The sequence below is a fragment of the Propionispora sp. 2/2-37 genome (genome assembly GCF_001298735.1).
Classification (GTDB): Bacteria; Bacillota; Negativicutes; order Propionisporales; family Propionisporaceae; genus Propionispora.
The window spans coordinates 122,149-139,515 of sequence record NZ_CYSP01000003.1 but is presented as its reverse complement, the minus strand read 5'-3'; the positions used below and the strand labels follow the sequence as shown (position 1 = coordinate 139,515).

Annotated in this window: 21 protein-coding genes; 16 read left to right on the top strand and 5 right to left on the bottom strand. The window is 43.7% G+C overall.

Going from position 1 to position 17,367, the window contains the following annotated elements; all coding sequences use genetic code 11:
• The first annotated feature begins 8 nt into the window (after positions 1-8).
• The 4 genes from P22_RS04060 to P22_RS04045 all read left to right on the top strand — a co-directional run bounded on the left by P22_RS04060 (position 9) and on the right by P22_RS04045 (position 3,273).
• Complete coding sequence (locus P22_RS04060) at positions 9-836, top strand: ABC transporter ATP-binding protein (protein WP_054258936.1); 828 nt, start codon at positions 9-11, stop codon at positions 834-836.
• Entirely contained in the window at positions 821-1,579 is a 759-nt protein-coding gene (locus P22_RS04055) for an alpha/beta hydrolase (protein WP_054258935.1), read from the top strand. Before P22_RS04060 ends, P22_RS04055 begins: the two co-directional genes overlap by 16 nt.
• A 124-nt stretch (positions 1,580-1,703) precedes the next feature.
• Complete coding sequence (locus P22_RS04050) at positions 1,704-2,276, top strand: hypothetical protein (RefSeq protein ID WP_069972749.1); 573 nt, start codon at positions 1,704-1,706, stop codon at positions 2,274-2,276.
• Positions 2,277-2,472: 196 nt separating this feature from the next.
• On the top strand, positions 2,473-3,273 hold the full coding sequence (locus P22_RS04045) for a hypothetical protein (RefSeq protein WP_172675805.1): 801 nt from the start codon (positions 2,473-2,475) through the stop codon (positions 3,271-3,273).
• A gap of 249 nt (positions 3,274-3,522) precedes the next feature.
• Here the strand turns inward: P22_RS04045 and P22_RS04040 are convergent, their stop codons facing one another.
• Entirely contained in the window at positions 3,523-4,158 is a 636-nt protein-coding gene (locus tag P22_RS04040) for a flavodoxin family protein (RefSeq protein ID WP_054258933.1), read from the bottom strand.
• Positions 4,159-4,395: 237 nt separating this feature from the next.
• Between P22_RS04040 and P22_RS04035 the strand changes: the two genes are divergently transcribed.
• Complete coding sequence (locus P22_RS04035; protein ID WP_054258932.1) at positions 4,396-5,106, top strand: IclR family transcriptional regulator; 711 nt, start codon at positions 4,396-4,398, stop codon at positions 5,104-5,106.
• A gap of 376 nt (positions 5,107-5,482) precedes the next feature.
• Positions 5,483-5,884 (top strand): MarR family winged helix-turn-helix transcriptional regulator, encoded by a 402-nt coding sequence (locus tag P22_RS04025; RefSeq protein WP_235814550.1) that lies wholly within the window; start codon positions 5,483-5,485, stop codon positions 5,882-5,884.
• Positions 5,885-5,947: 63 nt separating this feature from the next.
• Here P22_RS04025 and P22_RS04020 read toward each other — a convergent pair whose 3' ends face one another.
• Complete coding sequence (locus P22_RS04020; protein WP_235814549.1) at positions 5,948-6,286, bottom strand: rubredoxin-like domain-containing protein; 339 nt, start codon at positions 6,284-6,286, stop codon at positions 5,948-5,950.
• A gap of 293 nt (positions 6,287-6,579) precedes the next feature.
• On the opposite strand from P22_RS04020, the gene P22_RS04015 reads away from it, so the two are divergent.
• Positions 6,580-7,749, top strand: coding sequence for an amidohydrolase (locus tag P22_RS04015; protein WP_054258928.1), 1,170 nt, complete (start codon positions 6,580-6,582; stop codon positions 7,747-7,749).
• Between the two features lie 236 nt (positions 7,750-7,985).
• Here the strand turns inward: P22_RS04015 and P22_RS04010 are convergent, their stop codons facing one another.
• Positions 7,986-8,441, bottom strand: coding sequence for a VOC family protein (locus tag P22_RS04010; RefSeq protein WP_054258927.1), 456 nt, complete (start codon positions 8,439-8,441; stop codon positions 7,986-7,988).
• 221 nt (positions 8,442-8,662) lie between these two features.
• Here P22_RS04010 and P22_RS04005 point away from each other — a divergent pair, with 221 nt between their 5' ends.
• The 9 genes from P22_RS04005 to P22_RS03975 all read left to right on the top strand — a co-directional run bounded on the left by P22_RS04005 (position 8,663) and on the right by P22_RS03975 (position 15,480).
• Positions 8,663-9,088: a flavodoxin family protein gene (locus P22_RS04005; protein WP_235814548.1), complete on the top strand. Its 426-nt coding sequence runs from the start codon at positions 8,663-8,665 to the stop codon at positions 9,086-9,088.
• A complete protein-coding gene (locus P22_RS21100) occupies positions 9,076-9,225 on the top strand; it encodes a hypothetical protein (protein WP_235814547.1) in 150 nt (49 codons plus the stop codon). Before P22_RS04005 ends, P22_RS21100 begins: the two co-directional genes overlap by 13 nt.
• A gap of 10 nt (positions 9,226-9,235) precedes the next feature.
• The gene (locus P22_RS04000) at positions 9,236-9,874 is read left to right on the top strand and encodes an LUD domain-containing protein (RefSeq protein WP_054258926.1); all 639 of its coding nucleotides are present in this window, start codon (positions 9,236-9,238) and stop codon (positions 9,872-9,874) included.
• Between the two features lie 249 nt (positions 9,875-10,123).
• Positions 10,124-11,548 carry a [FeFe] hydrogenase H-cluster radical SAM maturase HydG gene (gene hydG, locus P22_RS03995; RefSeq protein ID WP_054258925.1) on the top strand — a complete coding sequence of 475 codons (1,425 nt, stop codon included), beginning with the start codon at positions 10,124-10,126 and terminating at the stop codon, positions 11,546-11,548.
• 62 nt (positions 11,549-11,610) lie between these two features.
• Positions 11,611-11,775, top strand: coding sequence for a DUF523 domain-containing protein (locus P22_RS21095; RefSeq protein ID WP_235814556.1), 165 nt, complete (start codon positions 11,611-11,613; stop codon positions 11,773-11,775).
• Positions 11,732-12,034, top strand: a complete 303-nt coding sequence (locus tag P22_RS03990) for a 2-thiouracil desulfurase family protein (protein WP_235814555.1) — start codon at positions 11,732-11,734, stop codon at positions 12,032-12,034. Before P22_RS21095 ends, P22_RS03990 begins: the two co-directional genes overlap by 44 nt.
• Positions 12,035-12,171: 137 nt before the next feature.
• Positions 12,172-12,555, top strand: a complete 384-nt coding sequence (locus P22_RS03985; RefSeq protein ID WP_054258924.1) for a PadR family transcriptional regulator — start codon at positions 12,172-12,174, stop codon at positions 12,553-12,555.
• 95 nt (positions 12,556-12,650) lie between these two features.
• Complete coding sequence (locus tag P22_RS03980) at positions 12,651-14,204, top strand: DHA2 family efflux MFS transporter permease subunit (protein ID WP_072169773.1); 1,554 nt, start codon at positions 12,651-12,653, stop codon at positions 14,202-14,204.
• 85 nt (positions 14,205-14,289) lie between these two features.
• Positions 14,290-15,480, top strand: coding sequence for an MFS transporter (locus tag P22_RS03975; protein ID WP_054258923.1), 1,191 nt, complete (start codon positions 14,290-14,292; stop codon positions 15,478-15,480).
• A 15-nt stretch (positions 15,481-15,495) separates the two neighbouring features.
• On the opposite strand, the gene P22_RS03970 is transcribed toward P22_RS03975, so the two are convergent.
• Positions 15,496-16,686 carry a multidrug effflux MFS transporter gene (locus P22_RS03970; RefSeq protein WP_054258922.1) on the bottom strand — a complete coding sequence of 397 codons (1,191 nt, stop codon included), beginning with the start codon at positions 16,684-16,686 and terminating at the stop codon, positions 15,496-15,498.
• A gap of 91 nt (positions 16,687-16,777) precedes the next feature.
• A complete protein-coding gene (locus P22_RS03965; RefSeq protein ID WP_054258921.1) occupies positions 16,778-17,203 on the bottom strand; it encodes a MarR family winged helix-turn-helix transcriptional regulator in 426 nt (141 codons plus the stop codon).
• Between the last annotated feature and the right edge of the window lie 164 nt (positions 17,204-17,367).

Genomic DNA, 17,367 nt, shown 5'->3' with positions numbered 1-17,367 from the left:
TTTAAACGATGAGCATACTTCGGGTAGAGAATCTGACAGCAGGCTATGAGAAACGCCTTGTGTTTCAGGAACTTAATTTTGCCGTTAAACAAGGGAAAATCACCACCATTGTCGGCCCCAACGGCTGTGGCAAATCAACATTGCTTAAAACCATGGGACGGATTATCAAGCAAAAAAAGGGAACGGTTTATTTAAGAGAACAAGAGTTGCAGCAGTTGCATACTGAACAAATTGCCAAAGAATTGACTTTGCTGCCGCAAAATCCGCTTGCCCCCCAGGAAATCAAAGTAGGGGAACTGGTTGCTTACGGGCGATTTCCATATCGACGTAATTTGCTGCAAATGAACAGACAAGACCGGAGTGCTGTTGAGCGGGCGCTGGAAATAACCAGAACCATTTCATTCCGTGACAGGGAACTAGGCAGTTTGTCCGGCGGCGAACGGCAAAAAGTGTGGCTGGCGATGGCGCTGGCTCAGGAAACAGACATCCTTCTTTTAGATGAACCTACTACCTATTTGGATATGGTACATCAACTGGAAGTTTTGAAAATTGTTCAGCAGCTAAACCGGGAAAGGCAATGTACCATCGTTATGGTATTGCATGATATTAATCATGCCGCCCGCTTTTCTCATGAGATTGTAGCCATGAGAGCGGGACGTATTCTTGCTGCCGGTACTCCACTGGAAATCATTACGCCGGAAGTGTTGAGACAGGTCTTTCAGATTGAGGCCAGGGTTATGCTGGACCCCCAGGATGGGACGCCTATCTGTTTCCATTACGACAGTGTAGCAATAGAAAAAGAAGCAGAAGGAGACGGATCATGCAAGGAAGTTTAATGGAGACAACCTACAAGGGGCATGCAATTTGTATCTATTTACCACCTGCTTATCGGCAGAAAGCTTCAGCATTTCCCGTGACTTATGTCCAGGATAAGGGATACTTGTTTCTCGAATCTCTGGATGAGTTAGAAAACCGATTCCGCCGGAAAACCCTGAGGGAGATGATCTTTGTCGGGATTGCACCCAACCGCCGAAACGATGAGTATACCCCCTGGCAAACCAAGGCGAGGGTTGAACAGGAAAGGGATTGTGCCGGCCAGGGTGCGGTTTATCTCAATTACCTGGCAAATGACTTGAAACCGTATATCGACCAAACCTACTGTACACTGAAAGCACCGGAAAATACGGGGATTACCGGTGCTTCCTTCGGTGGATTGATTTCCATGTATGCCGCATACCTGCATCCCGGAAGTTTTGGCAGAATTGCTTCCATTTCCGGTTCGTTCTGGTATGACCGGTTTATTGAATTTATGCGTTCCAATGAACTTGCCGTTACCGGCCGCAGAATTTATATGGATGTAGGAACTAAGGAGGGCATTTTCAAGAAAGGGTTGAAGCAGAACATGGTCGGAAAAAATGAAGAAGCGTATGCTGTTTTGCTGGAGAAGGGATTTTCGCCGGAAGATTGCTGTTTTAGTAAAATTGAGGGCGCTGTCCATGGCCATGATGTTTTTGTCAGCAGATTTCCGGAAATTCTGGAATGGTTGTTTCCGGTCGAAAAACAAGAAACGGGCATATAGTTGTATCGGCAGGATCATTATACCCGATAGCATTTAGCGGGCAGCCAGTTTTTCAATTCGTATACTGTTGCTTATTTATTGAAATAATAAGGATGACCGCTGCAGCAAAGAAGGGAGAATGACTATGTCTGCAAACCTTATACCTATTTTATATACGGTAGTTTTTGCCATATTACTCGTAATTCTTATCCCCAGGGAGGAAATTCGCCGTTTATCAATTTACGGGATTATTTTCGGGGGTATCTTTGATATATTCGTCGTTGGTATAGCGAACTTTTTCGGCGAATTCCGGTATATCAATTATGAGCCATTTGGCCTTATGGGATTGCACTTTATGGCGCCAATTTCCTGGTCGATATTTTTTATTTTGTATTTTCATTTTTTGCCCAGAGAAACAGTATATGTGTATATATACACTGTTATGGGAATTTTCTACAGCATGATGTTTTGCCAGATGATAACTAAACTGGGGGTGCTGTCTCTTGCCCGTGGTATTGTAGACTCGATAGCCCCATTTGTGCCCTGGTTTACGATAGCTACCTGGGGCTATATCCGGCTGAGAGAAAGAGAGGAAAGGATAGAAAGCCGGCACGAAACGGAACAGGAGCATGGTTCTTCTTTGGTGCCGGGCTGGCAGCCCTTGGCTAAGCCGCTGCCGAAAGGGGACTATGATGAAAAGGGTGGGAGGGTTAAGTGACCCACCCTAATTTTTTGTGTTGTCATGCATTAAGGCTTTCAGAGTCCTTCTTTCCAAAATGCAGTTAGTAGGATATAATAGCACTAAGTAAAAATATGGATATTATTGCGATGGCAACAATATGAATAATTATACCATGGAAATAATGATCCTTTACGGATGGAGCGCATTACAACAAGGAAAGAAGTGATTGATTATGATGCATGGTCTGGTGAGAAAAATATGTATTTGTGCAGTTCTGGGAGTTGTACATATTTCTTTTTATATGCCCAGCGCCTTTGCTGAGAGCAGAATGCTGACTAAAGACACTAAGCTTCATCCACAAGGCTGGGCGGTCGGGGATGTTGTTGAGTTCAGAAAAGATACGTTAATAACCGTAAACGAATTGGGGGAAGTGGTTTCTGGCACACTGGAAAATGATACCTTTCTTCGCCCAACTGGCTGGGACCGGATTATTGGTGATTATTATCAAAAAACGACCTACGACGGTATGGGATTTTTTCCCCATCGCTACTACCATCCTTATGTGGAACGGGTTTATCATACGGATATTCCCGGGTACGGGCATTTGATGTATAAAAGCGGAACGACTGTAATTTTTGATGCCCAGGGACATGTTGTCACGGGGACCATTAAAGACGGGGCAACAGTCCAGCTGATCAAGGGAAAATATGGATTTATTACTTTTAAAGGCGGCACTGTTCTTACTTTTTATGATTCCGGTGCGGTCCGGTCAGGCATATTGGAAGAAGACACCTATTTGCGCCCGCTGGGCTGGAGGAGCCTTCCGGCGGAACTGCAATCAGCCGGGTTTCTCAAATTCAGTGCCAAAAAATCGGTCACATTTAATGAAAACGGTGAAGTGGTTTCCGGTACCTTAAAAGATCCGGCAGAATTGCGGTCGGAGGATGGCGGCATCAAAGCCGTTAAAGCCGGTAGCGTCATACATTTTAATGAGGCAGGGGAAATTTCGATCGAAGCCGGTGAAACAAAGTAAAGGGGCGGATAAAAGTCACTCCGCGGCAATCTCCGTTAGGCCGGCAAGAACTCGGCAGCCAGGCAGCCTGCCAGGGACATGGGTTTGTAGCTTCACAGATTAAGGGAACCTGAAAATTTTTTCTGGCGATTAAATAACGATAAAGGCTATGTTTCTTCCAATTGGGGGAAAAACATAGCCTTTATCGTCAATGAAGACAAAACCAGCCGGTATGAACAATCAATTTCGGAGTTTATCCATAAAGTTAACTTAGCGGATAAAGTTGGTAAATATTTTTTCCTGTTTGGCGGGTTCTGTTATATTTCCTCTGCCATATTCAATAAGTTTCAACAGCCAGGCCATATTTTGACCGAGCACCTTCATGATTAGTTTGCCTTCCTCGTCCTGTTCGGTTTCTCCCGGTTCCGTACCGTGGATGACATTCCAGTAGTTTGAAGACGGAACCAGCATTTCTGAAATAGTAAAATAATGATTGAGCTGGTCAAAGGTGGGAATTCCGCCGGAACGTCTTACGGCAACAACACTGGTGCCAACCTTATGCCTGAGCAGCTGATTATTTGCTGCGCATACGTAAAAGGCACGGTCGACAAATGCTTTCATGGTGCCCGCTATGGCAGAGTAGTATACCGGCGATCCAAGAATAATACCGTCTGCTTCTTTCATTTTCTGAATCCATTCATTGACAGAATCGGTATTGATCACACATTGTTCATTTAAATTTTTGGCACAATGATTACAGGCTAGACAGCCGCGTACCGCTTTATTGCCAACATGGACAATTTCAACGCTGATATTTTCCTTTTCCAGTTCCTGAGCTACCATTTGAATTGCAGAATAAGTATTACCTTCTTTTTTAGGACTGCCGTTAAATGCGACAACTTTCATAAATTACTAACCCTCCCTCTAATATGGTAATGCATTTGGTAATCATCAGTACATATTACTGCCCTATGTAAGATAAAATGTGCAGAACGAAATTTCGGTATCACCTTCCTTTGTTATTTCGGTAATACCGAAATAACTTTAATAATAATGAATTAATGATAAACCCATCTATTGCTTTTTGTCAATCAGCAATGTATAATGCCAGATATAACAATTGCGCATCATAGTGGGGGAATTATGAAAACTATACAATCTATTGATCGGGCGATGTTAATTTTAAATTATATCTCGAAACATAATGGGAATTGCACGCTTACCGACATAGGTAACGAACTTGAACTTAAGCTTCCGACGCTGCACGGAATTTTAGCCACTCTGGAGCACTGGAATATAATTAACAAGCAAGAAAATAAGTATACGCTGGGCGGCAAATTGTTTGAACTGGGAAAAATATTTGAAGCCGGCTTGTCCATTCAAAAGCTGCTGCATCCTTATTTAGAGCAGTTGGCGGCTGAATTCGGTGAAACGATCTATTTGGCGATTCCGTCAAATCATAGGCTGCTATATATTGACGAAGTCGTATCGAAACATCCGCTGCGGCTGACTTCCATTGTAGGCAGTACAGAGGAGTTCGGCAGTTCCGGCATCGGTATGGTTGTTCTGGCTAACCTGCCGCAGACGGAATGGGATGAAGCGGCATCTCAGGCCGGAATAGATGCTGCGGTAATGAGAGAACGGCTTATCAGTATCAGGCAACAGGGTTATTTTGTGCATCGTAAACAAAATTGTGACTGTTATTGCATTGCCATATCGTTAGAAAATATTTATAACACGGCCGTCGGTATGAGTACTTTTATTCCTGCCTACCGGTTTACGGAAGAGCTTGCCCGTAAAGTTACTGACAGGATGAGGATAATAAAACAAAACATTAAAGCCGATTTAAAATGAATAAAAGGATGAAAGAATAAGTCCCCGAATATTTATAGAGTACAATTAGAACAGTGTGTGCTTTGCCTTGCCAGGCAAAAATAGTTTTGGTTTATAAGACTGATCCTGATAAATAGGGGATCAGTTTTTTTGATAATGCAGCAAAAGTTTAATATAAACAGGTTTGGCCAAGAAATGAGATGTTTTTTGTTTAGTGCGGCCTTAGCCGTGGCTGATTGGCCGGCAGAAAGACGGTCAGAGATCGAGCGGAAGAATTTCGAGTTGACATCGGCAGTTTTTGCATGTTACAAATATAGTGATAATGTGATGGGAGTGAAAAGTTATTCTTACGGAAGAGGAAAAATATATCCGCTGTATTGAGGATATGGGAGAATTATTGCAGAAGACGGTACGGACTTTTCAAATGCTGGAAAGGGAACAAATCAGGGTTCATGGTTTTACCAGTTCACAGTGTTATATTTTGCTGGAAACATATAAGCATCAAAATCTTTCGATGAATGAGCTTAGTGAGAAAATGCATTTGGAAATCAGCACCATCACCCGGATTATGAATAATCTGGTGCGGGACGGTCTGATTATCCGGAAGAAATCTTCCTATGATAAACGCGTCGTAGAAGCGATACTTACTGATAAAGGCCAGACAGTTGCCAGGAAACTAAAAGATAGTATTAGCATTTATTATCGGGACATTATATCCAATTTACCGCGCGGTCATGTACGCGAAGTCATGAGTGCGGTAGAACGGCTGGTCAACGCTTTGGAAAAAGCCAAATATTGAATAAGCAGTGCACTATAATAAAAATTCCCTGCAATCGATCGATTGCGGGGAATTTTAAAAATCTTACCACTTACCCTTCCCGATGTGGTTTTCAATTTCCGCTTTGGCACGCTGCTTAATAATATAGCCTTCACTGATGGCTTGCTTAAAACCGCTGACACAGGCCGGATCAAGATCCAATTCAATTCCTTCGCGGGAAAGTGCAATTATCCTGTCGATTAACGTAATGATTTCCGCGTGGATGTCGTTGGTTCTTTCCGATTTGTAAACTTTATCGGCGTTTTCTGAGGTTAGTTCTGCGAATTTTTCATGAGGCTGACCACATTTGGGGCAGACGGCGGGAGGGTTTTCACCTTCCCAAATAAAGTTGCACACAGTACATTTAAATAACTTTTTCATCATTTACAGCTCCTTCATTATGAATTGAGTTTCTATAAGTTATATTACCTTGTTCCCAGCTAATTCCCTGCTCTAGACAATAAAATGTAAAAATTACTTAAGCTGGCTTGCCGGCATGCTATAAAAAATGATTATCGTCAGCTGAATTGACGAAGCAGGAAAAGTCGTGGTACAATCTTCCTATGATATAGAGTTGCTGTGATCGATCAGAAAAACTGAAGGTCAAGGGAATTTCCCACGGGGAGGTTGCTTTGACCTTTTTTCTACATTAAAGCAAGAAAAAGAGGTGTTCTGTGATGGAGAATGAACGATTATTAAAGGTAATGCAACGGCTGGAAGAAGAACTTATCACGGTGTACCGCAAATTTCATCAGTTGCCCGAGTTATCTAATGAAGAGTTTCAAACCACCAAAACTTTGCGTGAACTGTTAACGGCAGTTGGTATACGGATATTGGATTTGCCGCTGGCGACCGGCCTGGTGGCGGAAATTGCCGGAGATACGAAGGGCCCGGTGGTAGCTATCCGTTGTGATATTGACGCACTGCCGGTTCAGGAAGAAACGGGGTTGCCGTATCAATCGCTGAACCAGGGAAAGATGCATGCCTGCGGACATGATTTTCATATGACGGTTATTTTGGGGGCAGCCTATTTATTAAGACAACGTGAAAGGGCATTGGCAGGAACAGTAAAGATTATTTTTCAGCCTGCGGAAGAAACGGGACATGGTGCGGAAGCAATTATGCAAACTGGCGTTTTATCCGATGTGCAGGCCATTTTCGGCTTGCATAGTCAGCCCCATCTGCCGGTCGGGACAATCGGTACCTGTACCGGACCGCTAACTGCTGCCGTTGACCGCTTTGAACTGGATATTATCGGTGTTGGAACGCATGCGGCGGAGCCGGATAAAGGAATTGATCCCATTGTTGTGGCGGCACATGTGGTTACGGCATTGCAAACCATCGTCAGCCGTAATATCAATGCTTTTGACCAGGGCTTGGTGAGTGTAACGCACATCAAAAGCGGTAATACCTGGAATGTTATACCGCAGTCGGCCTTTTTGGAAGGAACGGTACGGACTCTCAAAGCTGAAACCCGCAAGCTGATCCCTGCAAAAATCAAACAGATTAGTGAGGGGATTGCGGCGTCTTTTGGTGCTAGAGCCGAACTCAGGTGGTATCCTGGCCCGCCGGCAACTAACAATACGGCAAAGTGGGCGAAACTGGCTGCTCAAGTTGGTGAAGAAACTGGTTATGAGGTACGGGAGGAAATACCGTGGCTGGGCGGTGAAGATTTTGCCTATTATCAGGAGAAAATGCCCGGCGCCTTTATTAATGTGGGCACAGGGCAGTCTTATGCGCATCATCACCCTAAATTTTCCATTGATGAAGCAGCCATTTTACATAGTGCACGGTATTTTTCCCGATTAGCTGAGCAAGTACTGCTGGCACTGGAAAAAGACATTTAAATTTCAGGGAATGGGGAGACAGTTTGCTTATTTTATCGGAAGAACAGATTCGTTCATTATATTCAATGAAAGATGCAATTCTGGATTTGGAAAAATTACTGCACTATTATCTAGCGGGGAAAATACTAAATCCACATCGTACCGTTATCTGTCGGCATTGCTTATTTTGATAGAAAGGGATTTTCCGTACAGGTAAAGCCGGAAAAAGAGTCAGAATTATGCACCTGACTCTTTTTCTACTCCTTCCAGCTTTGAATTTCGACAATATTTCCTTCCGGGTCTTTGGCGAATACAAGCGTTAAGAGGCCGATTCCATCATAGTCATTTTCAATGACAGCGCCTAACTGACTACCGCCATGTTCAATTATTTTTTGCAAGACAGCATACAGGTCAGTTACTTCAAAAGCAATATGGCTAAATCCCTGGTTATTCACCTGTGCGTTCTTATTTCTGAAACAACCCGGGTTATATTCCAGTATTTCCAGTGTTTCTCCGCTTTCACAACCAGGCAGGCTGATATGGGTGCCGATAATTTTTACCCTGTCGATAGCCGTTAACCGGTTGATCCATTCGCCTGTAAGATTTAGGTACCTGCCGGTAGGTTTGCAGCGAAACACCTTGATATAAAATTCAGACAGTTTTTTCCAGTCCCTGGCGATGAGGCCGGCATGAATATAGCGGATATCACTCATTTCGTTTCCTCCAGTTTACTAAGGTATTACAATAGAAAGAACATGATTTTTTACAGTATCCAATTTGATACTATTGCACAATTAAGTGAGTACTTGTTAAGTCTTGCATTAGCAAGTATTATTATAGCAGAAAAAACTTTTAGAAATCAGACTTTAACGCGAATTTAACGTCAAGCCTGAATAGAAGACGATGAGAGGAGGGAGGGGAATGAAAAAACTTATTGCTATTAACGGCAGTCCCCCGTCCGCAGGGGTGTACGGCTGCCCTGATAGGCGAGATTATCAAGGGGACGGGACAGAACACGGAAGTGGAAGTATATAACTTGAATGCGATGAATATCAGGGGCTGTCAAAGTTGTTATGCCTGTAAAAAGGAAGGACGATGTATTTTGCAGGACGATATGCAGCCGCTGCACAGGGCAATTGCTGCTGCCGACGGCATTGTTTTGGGTACACCGGTATACATGTGGCAGATGTCGGCACAGTTAAAACAGATGATTGACCGCTTATATCCCTTTTTGAAGCCTGCTTATTCAAGTTATCTGACTCCGGGGAAGCGGGTCCTGCTGGCCGTTACTCAGGCCAGGTCCGATACGGAGCTGTTTCGCCATTATTTTGAACATGCTGGTAAAAATTGGTATTTCTAGGCTTCGGCGAATATAAAATCATAGTGGCCGGGGGAACAAGAAAGCTGGAGGATGTATACAAGCAGACTGAAGTGCTGACGGAAGCCGGACATTCAGGTGCATGGCTGGCTGGTGCAGACTCATTTAGAGAAGAATAGGGGGATCAATATGGAAGTACAGCAATGGCATAAAGAAATAATTGGGAACAAAGTAGTGGAAGCATTAAAGAAAAACGAATTTGATGCCGTTTTTTTTCCTACCTTGGAGCAAACTGCCAACTTTATTATGGAACATGTAAAACCGGAGATGAAAGTCGGGTTTGGCGGCTCCATGACGATAAAGGATATGGGAATCCAGGATAAGGTGCGGGCGGCAGGCGGCACGGTACTGGATCACGGAGAATCGGGGCTTACCAGCGAGGAAAGAGTAGCTACGGCCCGGGAAGAATTGCTGAGTGATTTATATTTAAGCAGCAGCAATGCCATAACCATGGATGGCAGTCTTGTTAATATTGACGGCATGGGAAACCGGGTAAGTGCGTTGAGTTTCGGACCTAAAAAAGTTATTGTGGTAGTCAGTGTGGATAAAGTATGTAAGGATGAAGAAGCGGCGTTTGAAAGACTGGAAGCAATCGCATCACCGATGAATAACAAAAGGCTGGGTATCTTAAACCCCTGCACTAAAACCGGCAGCTGTATGAACTGTCAGGGGAGTACCAGAATTTGCCGGGTCTATTCGGTAATCCGGAAAAAGCCGGTAGCAGCGGATATGACGGTTGTCATTGTAGGTGAAAGTGCCGGATATTGATGAAAAGCCTTTAGTGCAAAAGGAATTGACGATTATATCTTATAGGGCTACAATAGAAAGTGAATAAAAAATATGTGTCCTGACCGGTAGGGAATGCTTTGCCGGAAGGGAGGTTTGGGACTGCCTGCGGAAAAGAGTTAATTCTGATCTTAGGGATGGATCCGTAAGCTGTTTATTGTCAAAAAACCTTCCGCTATGGAGGGTTTTGCTTTTTGGCAGGTAAGCCACAGGCCGGAAAGAGGTAGAGACATGGGAAAAAACTATGTGGCCGATTTTATTGATGAAATGGTTATCAGCCAACTGCTGGAAGAAACGGCAGCTTTGCCGAAAAGCGAATTGGCGGCCATTATTGCCAAAGCTCAAGCGGCAAAAGGGCTGACGCCGCGGGAAGTGGCGGCGCTGATTCAACTGGAAGATGAAGAACTGCTGGACAAGATGTTCCGGACGGCTCTGGAAGTCAAACAAAAAATTTATGGGAAACGTCTGGTGCTTTTTGCACCGCTTTATCTAAGTAATTACTGTATTAACAACTGTCTTTATTGTGGTTATGGCTGCCGGAATAAAACTACCCGTAAAAAACTGACCATGGAGGAAATAAGGGAAGAAGTAAAGGCATTGGAGGAACTGGGGCATAAACGCTTAATGCTGGATATGGGAGAAGATCCGGTCAGAACACCGGTAGAATATGTGACGGATGCAATGAAAACCATTTATGAAACGACAAAAGACAATGGTGAGATACGGAGAGTGAATGTTCAAATAGCGGCCACCACGGTAGAAGAATATAAAAAACTAAAAGAAGCCGGTATCGGTACTTACATTCTTTTTCAGGAAACCTACCATCGTGAAACCTATGCCAAAATGCATCCTTCCGGACCTAAGCGGGATTATGACTGGCATACAACGGCGATGGACAGGGCGATGGAAGGCGGCATTGATGATGTAGGCATGGGAGTACTTTTTGGCCTGTATGATTACCGGTTTGAAGTGGTTGCCCTAATGTTTGGTGTCCTGCATTTAGAAGAAAAATTTGGGGTTGGACCGCATACTCTTTCTTTCCCGCGTATGCGAGTGGCGGAGGGGGTAAACTTAGATACCTTCCCTTATTTAGTCAACGATTTTGAATTCAAAAAAATTGTGGCGGTATTGCGTTTGGCAGTTCCTTATACGGGCATGATCCTGTCTACCAGAGAAAAGCCGGATTATCGTGATGAAGTCATTGACCTGGGAATATCGCAGATGAGTGCCGGTTCCTGCGTCGGGGTAGGCGGCTATAAAGCACAACTGGAAGCGGTGAAACAGGGAAGGCATACGGTTAGGGAAGAGTCTGCGCAGTTTCAGGTAGAGGACCATCGCTCGCCGGATGAGATACTGCGCCATATCTGCCAGGCCGGTTACATTCCCAGCTATTGCACAGCCTGCTATCGTAAAGGACGGACCGGTGACCGGTTTATGCCATTGGCTAAAAGTGGCGAAATCCAAAATGTATGTCAGCCGAATGCCATTTTAACCTTTAAAGAGTACCTTATGGATTATGCCAGTCCCGAAACCCGTGAACTTGGGGAAAAGGCCATTGAAAATCATTTAAATAGCATTACGAATCAAAAGGTAAAACAGCTTACGATTGACGAATTGAAAAAGATAGAAGCAGGAAGCCGGGATTTGTATTTTTAATGCTGGGATTAGGCGTTGTAAAGGAAGCAAAGTGATCATCAAGTGGACAGGGAGTGGAATACATGATCATAGCCAGTGCCTGCCTGGCAGGGGTGGAATGCCGCTATAACGGGCAGGCTTTTCCGGTTCCGCAAATTATTGAATGTGCGGCAGGGGAAAGCCCTTCCACTTTGCCCGGAAATATTGGGAAATCTGCCTACTCCCCGTCCGAGTGCCGAGCAGTGTAATGGAAAAATTCTCTGTCAAGACGGACAGGATGTCACACAGGAGTTTCAGACCGGTGCCCGGATTGCCTTACAAATTGCTCAGTTAGTTCATTGCAAGATTGCTGTACTCAAGTCAAAGTCACCAACTTGTGGTTGTGGTATAATTTATGACGGAACATTTTCCGGGAAGCTGATCGTTGGTGACGGGATATTCTGTGCCTTGCTTCAAAAAAATAATATACAGGTCTACACGGAAGATAATATGACGCTTACATTGTAAAATAAGGGCTGCCATTTGGCAGCCCTTATTTTACAACTGCAATTGAGTTCTTATGACTGTTTTTGTTGTTTGACTTGTATATAAAAAAATAATACCATTAATAATGATAAAAATAATATAAGGATAAGAGGGAGTTTATGGCGATAAAAAGTAACGATTATTTAAGTTACATGAGGCTGGTTCTGGGGCTATACATACTAAGGATATTACAGCAGAAACCGGCATACGGAAATAAACTGGCGGAAGAAATAAAGCGGCGGACGCAGGCGGCCTATAATCCGAATACCAATGCTCTTTATCCTTTATTACGGATTATGGAGGATAAAGGATATATAGTAGGGGAATGGGAAAACTCCGTTACGCGCAGTAAACGATTTTATACGATTACCGAGGTTGGAATTGCCCGTATTCCGGCTTTGGAATTAATGCTGAAAGAACGTTTAGAGCAGTTCGAGTGGAAAATAACGATCTTACGGACTGATTTACTTGGGCATTTGGATCATCCTGAGCAGAAGGTGTGATTTTGTCAGGCTTATTCCCTGTAGAATATTGCCGCAGGATGAATGATTAAAATATCTTGTATTTTATTTTTTGATAGATAGAAGGTTTTTCGTTTATGGTGAAATATTTCATTTTATGCGCTGTTTGTCTTGGAACAGTGCTTAGTGCCTATGTCAGTAGCTGTGTCAACATTGCTCTCCCTAATATTATGGCGGCTTTAAATTTTAACATGGATTCTGTTGTTTGGGTTTCATTGGGCTATATGTTACCTTATGGCTCCATCCTTCCTTTGACCGGGAAACTGGGCGACCAATTTGGGGCCAAACTGGTGTATGTGTTAGGGATGATTATATTTACTGTAGCCTCCCTGTTATGCGGCCTTGCCACCAGTTCAACGGCGATGATAGTTTTTCGCATTATTCAAGGCGTGGGGGCCGGGATGTTGTTGCCCAATGCCATGACTATTGTCGCGCAAACGTTTGAACCTCACGAACGGGGACAGGCTTTGGGCATATGGAGCGCGATGGCGGCTGCTGGCAGTGCGATGGGGCCAACCATTGGAGGTTATCTGATTGAATTTTGGAATTGGCGGTGGGTTTTCTTTTCCGTTGGGCCTGTCTGCATCATCAGTGTTATTTTTGCTCTGGCCGTAATACCGAGATCCAGTCGCAGTGCAGGTGTTTCGATTGATTATTTAGGTGCCGTTTTTTTAATAACCAGTATCAGTTCACTACTTGTGGCGCTGAATCAAGGACAAAAAGAAGGCTGGGAATCTTTGTATATTTTTTCGCTTTTTTATGTAGCTTTTGTTGCATTTGTCATTTTCTTACTGGTAGAATTCAGCGTGGAAAAACCTATGATTGATATGCGGCTGTTTAGTGACCTTACCTTTTCTGTTGCCAATCTTGTTGGTTTCATTTCTTTCGTCGGTTTTTATGGCGGAAATTTTCTACTGCCTTTTTTCTTAAAATCAATTATGGACTACAGTTCCACTACCGCTGGACTAATGATACTGCCAATGACTGCTTCCATGGTAATATTTTCCCCTATTGGCGGGCGACTAGCGGATCGGTTTGGATCACGCCTGCCTGCGGTTACAGGGATTATGTTGATTGCCTTTTCGCTTTATTTGCTGGACACCATCAGTGCCGATTATTCAAACCGTGATTTTTTTATTCGGTTGTCCCTATTTGGAATGGGGCTTGGCCTCACCATGTCACCGTTGACCAATTGTGCCGTATCAACCCTTCCCAAAAATAAAATTGGCGTCGGTTCCGGGATATTTAATCTGGCGAAAATTATAGGTGGCAGTATTGGTGTGGTTTTTGCCGAAACATTGCTGACTCGCCGGGAAATATATCATACGGCGGTACTAAAGGAATACTTGACTCCTGCGGCTTATTCTTCGCAGGAAATATCCCGGGTATTGCGGGCGCTATGGGGAGACAAGGGAATGGATGATGCCATGATATCTGCTGCGGCCCATGGATGGTTAACCGGACAGGGGCTTTTGCCGCAGCAGTATGCCCAATTTAAACTCCTTCTGAATTCAATGATTACACGCCAATCATCTATATTATCTTTTCAGGATGTATTTTTTACTGTTTCCATAGTATGTTTTGCCGGGGGGATACTGGCTTTGTTCATTCGCCGCAGGGTTGCTGCGTAAAGCGAAGAATTGATTTGTTTAACAAGGAGAGGAAGAAGAGTAATCTAGCTGTATAATTAAATGTACACGGATATCAGGTGAAATCATGAATAAACAGTCGATATGGACCAAAGATTTTTTAGGAATGAGCTTTAGCAGTTTTTTTCAATATATGACACACTATGCTTTAATTGCCGCCTTGCCGGTTTTTGTCATGGAAGCCTTGAATGGAAATGCGTGGCAGGCGGGGTTGGCTATGACTTTTTTTCAGATTGGCGCTGTACTCTGCCGGCCATTGGCAGGCAAGTGGATCGACGAGTGTAATAAAAAAAAGCTATTAGTTTTGTCACTGGGGATTTTTCTAGCAATCAGTATCATGTACTTAGGCGTAAATGCCCTTCATGTTTTACTGGCGATACGTTTGCTGCACGGAGCCGTGTTTGCCGTAGGCACCACCGCTGTGGCGGCAGTGGCAGCCTTGCTCCTTCCTGCACAATCCAAGGGGGAAGGCATTGGCTATTTTGCCATGTTTTCAAATTTAGCGATGGTAATGGGGCCCTTCTTTAGTTTGACCATCATTTCTCATTATCCGTTCCGGGTCTTAATTGCTGGATGTATTATTTTGGCAGTATTAGCTTTTTGGACTGGTACCGGCAGCAATTTTAAGAAGCTGGGCAATGGGGCCGTTCCTAAAAAAAATCAGTCCTTGGACTGGAATAACTTTATTGAAACCGCAGCCTTGCCCATGGCATTAGTTGGCGGTCTGGTATTTTTTGCTTATGCGGGAGTGTTGATATTTATTCCCTTATATGCTAAACAATTGAATCTGGCGGAGTATACAAGCTTATTTTTCGCCGTATTTGCGCTGCTGATTGTGATTACCCGGCCGGTGGTGGGGAAGTTATTCGACCGTGCTGGTGCAAATAGTGTTGTATATCCGGGATTTTTCTTGTTTGCCGCTGGTTTGATTGCTTTGAGCCAGGCTCAGGGGTTCGCCGGTTTGTTAATAGCTGGCGGAATCATTGGCATCGGTTTTGGTGCGCTTAGTCCGGTCTTTCAGACGCTGGCCGTACAACTTTCACCGCTGCAAAGGGCGGGGGTGGCTACTGCTACGTACTTTTTAGCTTTGGATATCAGTGTTGGACTTGGTTCTTTCTTGCTTAGTATTGTGGCTTCTCATATTGGATACCGGGGCGTGTATCTCTTTGCCGCGGCACTTATTGCTTGTACAGCTTTTGTTTATTACACGGTTTGGGTGAAGATTGTCACCGGTAAACTGTCGGAGTCGGAAAGTTGATACGGTATACTGAGTTTATCTGGATAGTCTGACATAACTTACACAGGCTAGTAAGTTGGCAATTGTTATGACTAGCGTCATGGGAATGGCTGTTGTTCCGCTACCTAAACCAACCAAAGGAGAGGCTACAGCGCCCAAGATAAAGGACACTACACCAAGCAATCCAGAGGCGCTGCCAGCCGAGTCAGGCTGACGCTGTACGGCAAGGGAAAAACTGGCGGTAGTTGTGATTCCGATACAGGATACCATGATAAACAGCGGGAGTAAGAATAAAAGGATAGATACGTTGATCAGGCTCATAACAAATAGCAACACGCTGCAGGCCAGCGCAAGGTTGAGCCCGAAAGCAAGCAGTTGTTTCTCGTTAAATTTACCGGTAAAATATCCAGTTAATTGGGCGAACAACATAATTCCCACTCCGTTACCGGCAAAGCATAAACTAAAGGCTTCTGCCGATAGGCCGTAAACGGTTTGCAGGACAAAGGGAGAACCTGCTATGTAGGCAAACAGACCGGCTACGATGAAGCCTTGCACCAAAACATAACCGACAAAAACCCTGTCAGATAAAAAATGGCTAAATGTAGTGAAGGTCATTTTCAGACTACCCTCATTACGACGTTCTTCAGGCAAGGTTTCTTTCAGACCCCAGACCACCGCTAAAAGCAAGAGTATGCTGAATAGGCCTAAGGTAAAGAAAATTCCTTTCCAATCACTTATTGCAAGAATTTGACCGCCGATTACCGGTGCAAAAATAGGAGCAATGCCATTGATTAGCATTAACAGGGAGAAGAATTTTGTCAGTTCCCTGCCGGAATACAGGTCGCAAGCAATGGCTCTAGCTAAGACAATTCCGCCGGATCCGGCAAGACCCTGGATAAAACGAAATAGGATCAACTCACCTATGGAAGTTGCAAAAGAGCATAAGAAAGAAGCAGCAATAAAAATAATTAAAGATAGAACTAAAGGTTTCTTACGGCCGTAAATATCACTGTTCGGACCAATAAAGATCTGGCCAATGGCGACACCGGTCAGGGTTGCTGTCAAACTAAGCTGCACCAGGGATGCCCCGGTACTCAAATTCGTTGCAATTTGTGGTAGTGCCGGCAGATACAAATCGGTGCACAATGGCCCCATGCCTGCTAAGCAGCCTAATATAACTGCCATCCACAAACGGTTAGTCTGGATTGATTGAGTTGCAGTATTCATAGATTCACCTCATAGACTGTAATCATGGTTTTTATTATAACACCATTTAATTAGTTTGGAAACTAATTAAATGACAACAGAAAACCTTTTTCTAACGTATTACGGTTTTAATTGATTTTAGCATACTTATTAGTTCTTTTTTCTCATTTTTCGTTAACATATGCAATAATCTGGCTTCCGTTTCCTCGCGGATTTTGCATAACTTTTCTTCTTTTTTCCGGCCTTCATCCGTCAAATAAATTCTTTTGATACGAGCATCTTCCCGGGAGGTTTCTCTCTTTACCAGTCCTTTCTGTGCTAAAACATCAATTAACTTTGTAATCGAGGATGCTTTAATTAGCAAATCCTGCTGCAGCTCCGATTGTGTCATACCATCATTCTGATATAGGAGATAGATCACCCTGGCATGGGAAATCGATAAGTCTTCATTGGCTAAATTTTTATTATACAGTTGTTCCAATAGATGAGAAATTTGTTGAATCAGGTGTCCTACATGATTTTCAACGCTGGTATTCATGGTATTACCTCCTTAAATCGTTTTTATTATATGTGATTTATGAAGGATTTTCAATCTTCCCGCAATTAGCAAAGGTTGCAGATTTATCCCTTCTTATGCAGAGAGGGGTCTGTCGGTAAATAAAAATAACCTAAAGTTAACCTAAGTTGCCTTGTTTCCCTGGC